Below are 10,766 nucleotides of genomic sequence, written 5' to 3' on the forward strand. Positions count from 1 at the left end.
CCTTGCCGATCAGGGTGGTCACGACCTTCGGGACCAGCGCCACCCGCCGCTCGCCGTCGTTCGTCTCCCGAACGACGCCGACCGTCGGGCGCGCCTGGGGCGTGCTCTTCGATGTGTCCAACGTGACTACTTTCCTGCGATTGGTGGTGGGCGGACCGCGACGGATGGCGGCCCACGTGCGACGAGCGGATGACTATCCGGCGGCACGAGGTAGCTAATGCTAGCCAGACTTACGGTCTCGTAGGGATCTGTAATCCCACAAATCGGACACTGAATCGAATCCGATCAAGGACAACGCACCGAATCGGCCGGTCGAATGTGAGCCGCATCACCCCGAAACCTCCTGCACAGTGAGATCTGGACGTATGTCCTGGTCAGTAACCCGCGCACGGAAACCCGCGAACCTAGACTGGTCGTGAGCGAACCTTGCGGAGGTGCCGATGACCAGCAGGACGACGCCCAACGTGACCGTCGAGCGCGTGTACGACCACCCCGAACCCGAGCCGGGCGTGTTCCGGGTCTTCGTCGACCGGCTGTGGCCTCGCGGCATCCGCAAGGACGACTTCCACTACGACGACTGGGCGAAGGAACTGGCGCCGTCCGGTGAGTTGCGACGCTGGTACAGCCACGACGCCGCACACTTCCGGGAGTTCCGCGCCCGCTACCGGGCGGAGCTCGAGTCCGACGAGGGTCGCGAGGCCGTCTCCCGGGTGACCGCGCTCGCCGACGGCCGTCCCCTGGTCCTGCTGACCGCGACCCGGGACGTCGAGCACAGCCACGCCGACGTGCTGGCCGAGTTCCTCCAGGAGATCCCGTGACCGACGACCTCGGCGGCGACCCGGTCTGCTGGCTCGACCGGGTGTGCCCGGACTGCGGTGCGTTCCTGCCCGACGGCCCCGGCCACGGCTGCCCGCGCTGCGGGCCGACCTCGGGCACGCCGACGGTCGACGGATTCGCGGGGTGATCGCCGGATCGGCCCTACAGTGACCGGATGAGCGAAGCCCGGACCCGCACGCTGCTCGCCAAGGAACCACTGACCACCGCCCTGACCGCCGAGTGGGACGTGATCGACTCCGTCCTCGCCGGTCTGTCGCCACAGCAGTGGGCGCTGCCGTCACCACTGCCGGGATGGTCGGTGCAGGACGTCGTCGCCCATCTGATCGGCACCGAGTCGATGCTCGCCGGCGTCGAACCACCGGTCCCGGCCGACGCCGTCCCCGACACGGCACACGTGCACAACCCGATCGGCGCGTACAACGAACGCTGGATCGTCGGACTGCGCGGCCACTCCCCCGACGAGATGCTCGCCGCGTACCGGGACATCATGACGCGCCGGTCCCGGACGTTGGAGGCGATGTCCCAGGCCGACTTCGACGCGGACGCGATGACCCCGGTGGGACCGGACAGCTACGGACGCTTCATGCGAACCCGGCTGTTCGACTGCTGGTTTCACGAACACGACATCCGCGACGCGATCGGCCTGCCGGGTGACGAGGGCGGCGTGCGCGCCGAGTACGCGTTCGCCGAACTCCTGCCCGGCCTCGGGTTCGCCGTCGGGAAGAAGGGACGCGCGCCGCAGGGGTCCTCGGTGACGTTCGCGTTGTCGGGACCGGTGACCCGGGAGATCCACGTCGCGGTCGAGGGCCGGGCGGCGGTGGTGCCGACGTTGCCGGGGCCCGCGACCACGACGCTGGCGCTCGACTCACGCCTGTTCACCCGCCTCTGCGGCGGCCGGGTGCCCGCGGCGGAGCACCTCGGCGAGATCACCGTCACCGGGGACGAGGACCTCGGCCGGCAGATCGCGTCGAATCTCGCGTTCACCATCTGATGCGACTGTTCCTCGCGTCGTACCGGTTCGGCGCCCACCCGGACCGCCTGCTGCGACTGGTCGGACGACCCGGCCGGGCGGCGGTCGTCGCGAACGCCGCGGACGCGTGGGGGCCCGCACGGGCGTCGGCGGTGGTCTCGGATCTGGTTCCCTTGCGGCGGATGGGATTCGACGCGCGCGAGGTGGACCTGCGGGACTTCGTCGGCGCGCCGGACCGGTTGCGCGCCGAGCTGTCCGGCCACGACCTCGTGTGGGTCCGCGGCGGCAACACCTTCGTCCTGCGCGCCCAGCTGGCCCGCAGCGGCGCGGACACCGTTCTCACCGATCTGCTGCGCGAGGACGCCCTGGTCTATGCGGGCTACAGCGCCGGTGCGTGCGTGATGGCCCCGAGTCTGCGGGGGCTCGAACTGGTCGACGATCCCGGCGAGGTGGAGCCGACGTGTGGCGTGCCGGTGATCTGGGACGGGCTCGGCCTGATCGACGACGCGATCGTTCCGCACTACCGTTCGCCCGGCTACGAGCCGGCGGAGTCCGCGCTGATCGAGGAGATCGTGCATCGATATCGGCGCGACGGCATCACGCACCGAGCCCTCACCGACGACGAGGTGATCGTCGTCGGTGAGGGCTCGTCGGACGCGTGACCCGGGCGGGAGTCGGCCGCGCCGTCAGTTCATCGGGCGGCTCAGCCGAAGACCACCATGCGGTCGGGCAGCATGGCCGGGAGCAGCGACAGCTGGCGCGGAACCTTCAACCGGCGCCGCGACACCTCGTCGGCGCCGCCGAGCAGCGCGTCGACGAGAAGTTCGGGGTTGCGTCGCCACGCACCGGCGATCGTCATGAGGGCGGAGTCGGTGAACAGGCCGCTCTCCGAAAGGGCCTCCTGCCATTCGTCCATCTCGCCGGCACGCACCCGATCGATGGCGTGGACGTCGATCTCGCCACCGTCCCACTCACAGAACAGCACCGCGTTGACTAGGTCTTTCGTCGGGGATGCCAGATCGTTCATGGTGCCGGTCCCTTCGTCGGGTACGACTTCTCGTGCCTGGTGTAACGCTGCGACTCGCTGGAGCGATTGGAGCCAAACCTAGCCCGGATTCGGCGCTGTGGCGAGGACGAATCGCCACAATCCGGTAACAGAGTGGCCAGTGTGACTGGTGTGACGAACGTTACGACGAGTGGTCGTCAGCCGAAGGCCGGGACCTGCCGGAGTTGCGCCGGAACCGGACGAACCCGGCGCGCCGTGCAACGCCGGCGGGTGACCTCGTCGGCGCCGTCGAGCAGGGCGTCGACGAGCAGTTCCGGATCCGCCCGCCACGCGGCCTCGACCCTGCGGACGTCCCGTTCGGTGAACAACCCGGAGTCGGCGACCGAGCGCACCCAGCGGTCGGTCCGCCCGACCCGGATCGCCGCGACGGCGGTGGCGTCGAGACCGTCGCACTCGTACGCGAACACCGCGCGAACCATGCCGTCCAACGCCTCGGACAGAACGCCCATCCCGTGACTCCTCACAACCGTGCCACGCGACCCAGACGTGACGCCTCGCCGTGCCCTCCGTTCGAACGACACGCACCACACGGCCCGTAACGCTTTCCGGGGGCCGAGCGATGCGGGGAACTTAACGCGTTCGCGTCGAAGTTTGTGTTGCCAGGATCGGAACATCGGGTTACACGCGGTGCGTGTTGCCCCACATCGGACGTTCTGGAAATGTAATCTGCGTCACTTTCTGCGGTTATGCCGCCGACACCCGCCGCGGTCGCCGGTCCGGTCTCGTCCCGGCGACCGTCCCGGTCACCGGGACGAGCGGCCGGCCCCGGCGACACGACCGACAGCGAGCGCCGAAACCGCCCCGACCCCGGGGCGCCGGGTACAGACTGAACCCGACGACCTCGGGCAGCAGCACAACCGTGGGGAGTACGACATGGGCGATGGCCGACCGTCGATTCCGCCGAGCGCGGTGGACGTCGACTATTCCGGTGCCGCGACGGCCTGGTCCCGCTCGATGTCGGATCTCGAGACCGGAATGTGGCGGATGGAGGAGGCCAAGCCGCAGCTCCGTTCCCCGATCGTCGCGGTCGACGTCCTCGACGGTCCACCGGACTGGGACCGGCTGGTCAAGGCGCACGAGTGGGCCTCACACATCGTGCCGCGGATCCGCATGCGGGCCGTGGAGCCGGTGTTCGGGTTGGGCAATCCGGTCTGGTCGGTGGACCCCGAGTTCGACCTCGACTACCACCTGCGCCGGGTGCGGCTGCCCGACCCGGCGAGCTTCGACCACGCGCTGCGGATCTGCAGGCACCTGGCGACCGAACCGTTCGACAAGGCCCGGCCGCCGTGGACGGCGATGCTGATCGAGGGGCTCGCCGACGGTCGCGCGGTGTACGTGGTGAAGACGCACCACAGCATGACCGACGGGATGGGCGGCATCGGGCTGATGACGCTGCTGCACAGCCGCCGCCGGGAGCCGACACCGGACAAGCCGGACCGGCTGCCTGCCCCGCCGGAACGACTGAACACCGTGACCGCGTTCGGCGAGGAACTGAAGGGGTGGTTGCGGCGGGCGCCGGGGCGGATCGGCGACCTGGCCGGCACCGCGGCACGGGTCGCGACCGCCGCGGCCACGAACCCGTTGACCGCCGCGGCTGAGGTGCTCGCGTACGCGGACTCGCTGCGGCGGGTGGTCACGCCCCCGTCCGCGACCGGATCGCCGCTGCTGCGCGACCGCGGACTCGGCCGGTGGTTCGGGGTGCTCGAGGTGCCGCTGGCGGAACTTCGAGCCGGCGCGCACGCGGCGGGTGGATCGGTGAACGACGCGTATGTCGCGGCGCTGCTCGGCGGGTTCGCCCGCTACCAGCGCAAGCGGGGCCAGGAGCCCTGCCCGGTCCCGATGGGCATGCCGGTGAGCATGCGCACCGGCGCGGACCCGTCCGGCGGCAACCGGTTCACGGCCGTGCGCTTCGCCGGTCCCGCCACCGAACCCGACCCGGTCGCGCGGATCGCGAAGGTGCGGGCGATCGTCCTGGGGTTGCGGGACGAACCGGCGCTCGACGCACTCGAACTGGCCGCACCGCTGGCGAATCTGCTGCCGACGTGGCTGCTCGCGGACTGGTACCTCTCGCAGTCCTCGGGGCTGGACCTGCAGGCGAGCAACGTCGCCGGGGTGCCGGTGCCGGTCTACCTGGCCGGGGCGCGGATCGAGCGGATGTTCCCGTTCGGTCCGGCACCGGGCTGCGCGGTGATGGCGACGATGGTCTCCCACGTCGGCGTCTGCTGCATCGGCGTCAACCTGGACACCGCGGCGGTCACCGAACCGGCCCTGTTCATGGACTGCCTGCAGGAGGGACTCGACGAGGTGGTGGGCCTCGGGGCGGCCGAGCAGCCGCAGGGATGACGGGAGACTCGCGATGACGGGAGAGCCACGATGACGGCGAACGAGACACGACCGCGCGTGTTCCTGACCGAGGCGATGACCGAGACCGAGTCGGGCGTCCTGAACACGTGGCTGGGTCTGCAGGTGAGCCGCTCCTCGATTCCGGCGACGGCGATCACGATCAACGACCAGTCGCTGACCGAGTTGAGCGAACGCGAGGACGACCCGCTGCTCACCCCGGTGCGGGTGGTGTGGCTGCCGCGCGACCCGCACGAGCCGGGATCGCAGCGGCTGCGGGAGGCGCTGTCGCCGCGGGACCCGCTGCACCCGGGTCGGAGCGCGCAGCGCCGGATGCTCCGCAACGACCCGTCCCGGTGCCGGGTGATCGAGGGCGAGCCGGCCCCGCTCAGCGACCTCGTTCGCCGGCTCGCCGAGGGCGGCGGCGGGTCGCTGCCGGAGTTCATTCGCCGGCAGGCCGCGCTCGCGCTGGAACGCGCCGAACGCACCCTGCTCGGGGACCAGTACAAGGTGTCCCGGTTCGTGGTCGACGAGATCACCGACAGCCGGCGGTACCGGGAGGGCACCCGGCAGCTGGCCGTGGACCTCCGGATCGACCCGGGCGAGGTGGACCGCCGGGCCCGGGAGGGTCTCGACGAACTCGTCGCGACGCAGAGCCGGCGGGCGGTGGCGCTGTGGGATCGGCTGGGCCGCTACTTCTCCCGCGCCTACCGGCTCGACGTGGACAGCGCCCGGTTCGACGAGCTGCGCGAGCTGAACCACAAGCATTCGCTGGTGTTCCTGCCCAGCCACCGGTCGTACCTGGACCCGCTGGTGCTGCGTCCGGCGTTGCTGGCCAACGACCTTCCGCTCAATCACGTGATGGGCGGCCTGAACATCAACTTCTGGCCGATCGGGCCGATCGGCAAGCGCAGCGGCACCGTGTTCATCCGCCGCAAGATCGGCGACGACCCGGTGTACAAGTGGACGCTGCGCGAGTACATGCGCTACCTGGTGACCAAGCGGTTCAACCTCGAGTGGTACATCGAGGGCGGGCGCACCCGGACCGGGAAACTGCGGCCCCCGAAGTACGGGCTGTTGACCTACCTGGCGCAGGCCTTCCACGCGTCGGTCGCCTCTGACGTCTACCTGGTGCCGGTGTCGCTGGTGTACGACCAGCTGTACGAGGTCAAGACGATGGCGGCGGAGGCGCACGGCGAGGCCAAGCAGAAGGAGGGCCTGCGCTGGATGGTCGGATACGTCCGCGCGCAGGGCAATCGGCGCGGCGTCGCGCACGTGACGATCGGCCGCCCGCTGTCGCTGGCGGAGTCCCTCGCCCAGGACCCCGACGAGCGGCGCGCGATCCAGAAGACGGCGTTCGAGGTGTGCCACCGGATCAACGAGGTCACCCCGATCACCGCGTCGTCGCTGGTGCTGCTGGCGTTCCTCGGCATCGAGGAACGGGCGCTGACCGTCGCGGAGCTCAAGTTCATCCTGACGCCGCTGATCGAGTACATCCTGGCCCGCGAGCTGCCCACCGCCGGCGACGTGGATCTGACCAACCCGCAGGTGATCCGGAAGGCCCTGCAGACGCACGTGGATTCGGGGGTGCTGCGCCGCTTCGACAAGGGCGACGAGCGCGTCTTCTACCTCGATTCCGATCAGCATCTCGTCGCGGCGTTCTACCGCAACAACAGCATCCACTTCCTGATCGTCCGGGCGATCGCGGAACTGGTCCTGCTGGCCGCGGCGGACCAGCAGTTCACCGATCCGATCGCCGACGGGTGGGCCGAGGCCAAGCGGATCCGCGACCTGCTCAAGTTCGAGTTCTTCTTCTCCAACAAGCGCACCTTCGAGCAGCAGCTGCGGGACGAGCTGAGCCTGATCCGGCCGGGCTGGGAGGACGAGCTGACCGACCCCGAGTACGCGGGGAACATGCTCGGCGCGGTGCGGCCGTACCTCGCGCATCGGGTGCTGCAGCCGTTCCTCGAGGCCTACCAGGTCGTGGCCGACGAGCTGATGCACGCGCCGGTGTCCGGGAAGTTCGACGAGCAGGCGTTCGTGACACACGCGCTGGCGATCGCCAAGCAGCGCCGGCTGCGCCAGCAGATCGCGAGCAGCGAATCGATCTCGGGCGAGTTGTTCGGCACGGCGCTGGCGCTGGCCCGCAACCGCGGCCTGGTCGAGTCCGACGCCGCGGACCTCGTCGAGCGGCGCAAGCAGTTCGCCGACGAGATCGCCGTCCTCGTCGACCGGGTGCGGCGGATCCGCGCGCTCACGCACGCGCGCCTCGACAACTTCGCCCGGGCCGGCGCGGCGCAGGACGGACCCGGCCGGTGAGCGCCCTCGACGGCCTGCGCCGGGCCATCGCCGAGGCACCGCCGGGGCCGGGCACGCTGGCCGCGTTCGACCTCGACGGCACGCTGATCGCCGGGTACTCGGCGTCGGTGGTGTACCGGAACCGGTTGCGGAACATGGACATCGGGCTCGGTGAACTGCTGCGGACCACGGGTGCGGCCCTCGACACCCAGTTCCGCGGTGCCGACGTCGGCGCCCTGATGGACATCGCGGTGCGGGGGCTGGCCGGCCGCCAGGACGACGAGCTGCGCGAGTGGGGGCAACGCCTGTTCCGGCAGGAGATCGCGGGCATGATCTACCGCGACGCGCGGGGCATCCTCGCCGCGCACCGCCGCGCCGGGCACACGGTCGTGATGGCCACGTCCGCGACCCCGTACCAGGCGCGGGACGTGGCCGACGATCTGGACATCACCGACATCCTGTGCACCGAGCCGGAGCTACGGGGCGGCATGCTCACCGGCGCGCTCGCCTCGCCGCCGCTGTGGGGTCCGGCGAAGGCGAAGGCGCTGCGCGACTACGCGGACCGCCGGGGCGCCGACCTGGCGAACGCCTTCGCGTATTCCAATGGCGCCGAGGATGTTCCGATGCTCGAGTCGGTGGGGCACCCGGTGGCGCTCAATCCCGACCGGGGGCTGACGCGTCAGGCGCGGCGGAGCGGGTGGCCGATCGTGCACCTGAGCAAGCCGCAGCGCGGTGCGACGCCGCTGGCGACCGCGCGGACCGCCGTGGCGATGGGGTCGTTGATGACGACCGCCGCCCTCGGGGTCGGTGTGGGTCTGCTGACCCGCAACCGGCAGACGGCGGCCAACCTGGTCGGCTCGGTCGGACCCGACATCGCGTTGACGATCTGCGGGATCACCGTCGAGGTGGAGGGCCGGGAGAACGCGTGGAGTCACCGGCCCGCGGTGTTCATGTTCAACCACCAGAGTTCGCTGGACGTGCTGGTGCTCGGCGCCGTGGTCCGCCGCGACGTGACCGGGGTCGCGAAGAAGGAGGCCTCCCACGATCCGCGGTTCATCCCGGTCGGCGCCCTGCTGGACGTCGCGTACATCGACCGGTCCGACAGCGCTCAGGCGAGGGCCGCGCTGGCACCGGCGGTCGAGAAGCTGAAGTCGGGTACCTCGCTGGTGATCGCTCCCGAGGGCACCCGCTCCCCCACGCCGCGGATGTTGCGTTTCAAGAAGGGCGGTTTCCATCTGGCGATGGAGGCGCAGGTGCCGATCGTGCCGATCGTGATCCACGACGCCGGCGAGCTGATGTGGCGCAACTCCCTTGTCGCCCATCCCGGTACCGTGCACGTCTCGGTGCTCGAACCGGTGCCGACGCAGGGGTGGACGGCCGAGACGATGGAGGAGCACGTGCAGGAGGTCCGGGAGATGTTCGAGAACTGCCTGCACCGAGGGCACCGGTGACCCGCCGGACGGTCGCCCGGTGGGCGGCCGCGGCGGCGGGCGCGGTGGCCGTGGCCGCCCTCGCCGCCTGCGGATCCGACGGGTCGACGGAGTCCGTGACCACCTCACCGTTCGCCCCGGCGACCGGGTCCGGTACCGCGGCGAGCACCACGGCATCGCCGGTGGCCGTCGCGGCCGGGTGCACGGCGTCCGACCTGTCGCTGCGTCTCGGCCGCGAGGAGGGGTCGGCCGGGTCGGTCACGATCCCGATCGTGTTCACGAACACCGGCGGACGCGCCTGCACGCTGCACGGGTTCCCGGGCGTCTCCTACGTCACCGGCGAAAAGGGCACCGAGGTCGGCGCCGCGGCCTCGCAGTCCGGCGACACCGGCACCGCGGTGAGCCTGTCACCCGGCGGCCGCGCCAGCGCGACGGTGCGGGCCGTGCAGGTGCTGAACTACCCGGCCGACAAGTGCGACCCGACGCCGGTCGCCGGGCTGCGCGTGTACCCGCCGAACACGGAGGACGCCCTGTACGCCGCCCGCCCCGGCACCGGGTGCGCGCAGTACGGGGTGGACCAGTTGCAGGTGACGTCGGCCGCGGCGCAGTGAGGACGGGGCATGACAACGAAATTCGACACGGTCGACGCCTACCTCGCCTCGTTCCCGGAGGCCACCCGCACGGTGCTGGAGCGGGTGCGCGGCGTCCTGCACGACCAGATCCCCGGCGCCGGCGAGAGGATCAGCTACGACATCCCCACGGTGACCGCCGCGGGCAAACCGGTCGTCTACTTCGCCGGGTGGAAGAACCACGTGAGTGTCTACCCGCTGCCCGACGGCGACGAGGCGTTCGCCGCCGACCTGGCCCCGTACCGTTCCGGCCCGGGCACCGCGAAATTCCCGCTGCGCAAACCGATCCCCTACGAGTTGATCGGGCGCATCGCCGCCCTCCTCGCCGAGCAGCGGGCGCCCTGACGTCGCCCGACCACATCAGCGGGCCGGTCCGGCCGGCGCGGGCCGTCGGGGCGTGTCACGTACTCCGTGATCGAGGACGTGAGGCCCGCTCACCATGCGGCCCCGGGCTCCGGCCCGGCCCCGATGCACCGGAAGCAGCCGCGTCGGGGACCCCACCCGGTCCCCGACGCGACGCGATCGCCGCCGGCGGCGCACTGGCCACGACCGCAGAGCGAACGCCGCGCTCCCCCGGCCCCACCTGCTCGGTCAGCTGAATGCGGCCAGCGCGGCGACCACTCCCAGTGCCGCACCGACGCCACCGATGACGGTGCCGAGGCCGCTGACGACCGGTTGGATCTTCTTGATCATTGCGAGGTCTGAATCGGAGGAACCCATTTTTCTTCTTCCCTTGTTCGGAATCCATCGGCACGGTGCCGTGGTCTCGGAGCCTCGACCGTCTGTGGGGGCGAGGCGGTGGTGGGCAGGGCTACGGCGTTCGCCGTGCACCTGTCCGGTGGAGGGAACCCGTTGCCGCGTCGGGGCGGCACCGCGCGTGTGACGGGCGGCGCTTCGGGCCGGTGAGTTCGACGGTTGCTCTCTCACTCGTTGACGGCCGCGGCGGAACTGAGCCGCGCAGCCGTGTCCAGCGCGTTCCAGGCGGCATCGACGCGTCTGACGGTGACCTCGTCGGCCGCCCCCAGCAGGGCGTCCAGCAGGGAACGCGGATCACGTCGCCAGGCGTGCGCTGCGCTCGCCACGACGAGGTTGGTGAACAGACCCGACCAGGCCAGCGCACGAACCCAGTCGTCGATCTCACCGCGGTGGATGCGGTCGACGGCATCGTCGGCGATTCCGTCCGCGACGAAATCGCG

The 10,766-nt window shown here is 70.9% G+C and carries 12 protein-coding genes and 1 pseudogene; 9 read left to right on the forward strand and 4 right to left on the reverse strand.

Annotated features, from left to right (window positions below; translation table 11 throughout):
• Positions 1 to 121, reverse strand: a pseudogene (locus tag ABD951_RS01145) (NAD(P)(+) transhydrogenase (Re/Si-specific) subunit alpha); the annotation flags it as partial.
• 319 nt (positions 122 to 440) lie between these two features.
• Between ABD951_RS01145 and ABD951_RS01150 the strand changes: the two are divergent.
• From ABD951_RS01150 to ABD951_RS01165, 4 genes are read left to right on the forward strand one after another with little or no spacing between them, the layout of a single operon-like run.
• On the forward strand, positions 441 to 818 hold the full coding sequence (locus tag ABD951_RS01150; protein WP_345341224.1) for a DUF488 domain-containing protein: 378 nt from the start codon (positions 441 to 443) through the stop codon (positions 816 to 818).
• Positions 815 to 964: a hypothetical protein gene (locus tag ABD951_RS01155; protein ID WP_345341227.1), complete on the forward strand. Its 150-nt coding sequence runs from the start codon at positions 815 to 817 to the stop codon at positions 962 to 964. The genes ABD951_RS01150 and ABD951_RS01155 overlap by 4 nt, the downstream gene beginning before the upstream one ends.
• A gap of 27 nt (positions 965 to 991) precedes the next feature.
• On the forward strand, positions 992 to 1,828 hold the full coding sequence (locus ABD951_RS01160) for a maleylpyruvate isomerase family mycothiol-dependent enzyme (RefSeq protein WP_345341229.1): 837 nt from the start codon (positions 992 to 994) through the stop codon (positions 1,826 to 1,828).
• Positions 1,828 to 2,469, forward strand: a complete 642-nt coding sequence (locus ABD951_RS01165) for a Type 1 glutamine amidotransferase-like domain-containing protein (protein ID WP_345341231.1) — start codon at positions 1,828 to 1,830, stop codon at positions 2,467 to 2,469. Before ABD951_RS01160 ends, ABD951_RS01165 begins: the two co-directional genes overlap by 1 nt.
• A gap of 41 nt (positions 2,470 to 2,510) precedes the next feature.
• On the opposite strand, the gene ABD951_RS01170 is transcribed toward ABD951_RS01165, so the two are convergent.
• Entirely contained in the window at positions 2,511 to 2,834 is a 324-nt protein-coding gene (locus ABD951_RS01170) for a hypothetical protein (protein ID WP_345341233.1), read from the reverse strand.
• Positions 2,835 to 3,010: 176 nt separating this feature from the next.
• A complete protein-coding gene (locus ABD951_RS01175; protein WP_345341235.1) occupies positions 3,011 to 3,322 on the reverse strand; it encodes a hypothetical protein in 312 nt (103 codons plus the stop codon).
• Between the two features lie 424 nt (positions 3,323 to 3,746).
• On the opposite strand from ABD951_RS01175, the gene ABD951_RS01180 reads away from it, so the two are divergent.
• The 5 genes from ABD951_RS01180 to ABD951_RS01200 are packed head-to-tail and all read left to right on the forward strand — an operon-like array spanning position 3,747 to position 9,915.
• Complete coding sequence (locus ABD951_RS01180) at positions 3,747 to 5,216, forward strand: wax ester/triacylglycerol synthase domain-containing protein (RefSeq protein ID WP_345341237.1); 1,470 nt, start codon at positions 3,747 to 3,749, stop codon at positions 5,214 to 5,216.
• A gap of 30 nt (positions 5,217 to 5,246) precedes the next feature.
• Entirely contained in the window at positions 5,247 to 7,532 is a 2,286-nt protein-coding gene (locus ABD951_RS01185; protein WP_345341239.1) for a glycerol-3-phosphate 1-O-acyltransferase, read from the forward strand.
• Positions 7,529 to 8,962, forward strand: a complete 1,434-nt coding sequence (locus ABD951_RS01190; protein ID WP_345341241.1) for an HAD-IB family hydrolase — start codon at positions 7,529 to 7,531, stop codon at positions 8,960 to 8,962. Before ABD951_RS01185 ends, ABD951_RS01190 begins: the two co-directional genes overlap by 4 nt.
• Entirely contained in the window at positions 8,959 to 9,552 is a 594-nt protein-coding gene (locus ABD951_RS01195) for a DUF4232 domain-containing protein (RefSeq protein ID WP_345341243.1), read from the forward strand. Before ABD951_RS01190 ends, ABD951_RS01195 begins: the two co-directional genes overlap by 4 nt.
• A 9-nt stretch (positions 9,553 to 9,561) precedes the next feature.
• Positions 9,562 to 9,915 carry an iron chaperone gene (locus ABD951_RS01200; protein ID WP_345341245.1) on the forward strand — a complete coding sequence of 118 codons (354 nt, stop codon included), beginning with the start codon at positions 9,562 to 9,564 and terminating at the stop codon, positions 9,913 to 9,915.
• Between the two features lie 578 nt (positions 9,916 to 10,493).
• On the opposite strand, the gene ABD951_RS01205 is transcribed toward ABD951_RS01200, so the two are convergent.
• On the reverse strand, positions 10,494 to 10,766 hold a 273-nt coding region (locus tag ABD951_RS01205), incomplete at its 5' end, for a hypothetical protein (protein WP_345341246.1).

The sequence above is a fragment of the Rhodococcus olei genome (genome assembly GCF_039540555.1).
In the GTDB taxonomy this organism is placed as follows: Bacteria; Actinomycetota; Actinomycetes; order Mycobacteriales; family Mycobacteriaceae; genus Rhodococcus_G; species Rhodococcus_G olei.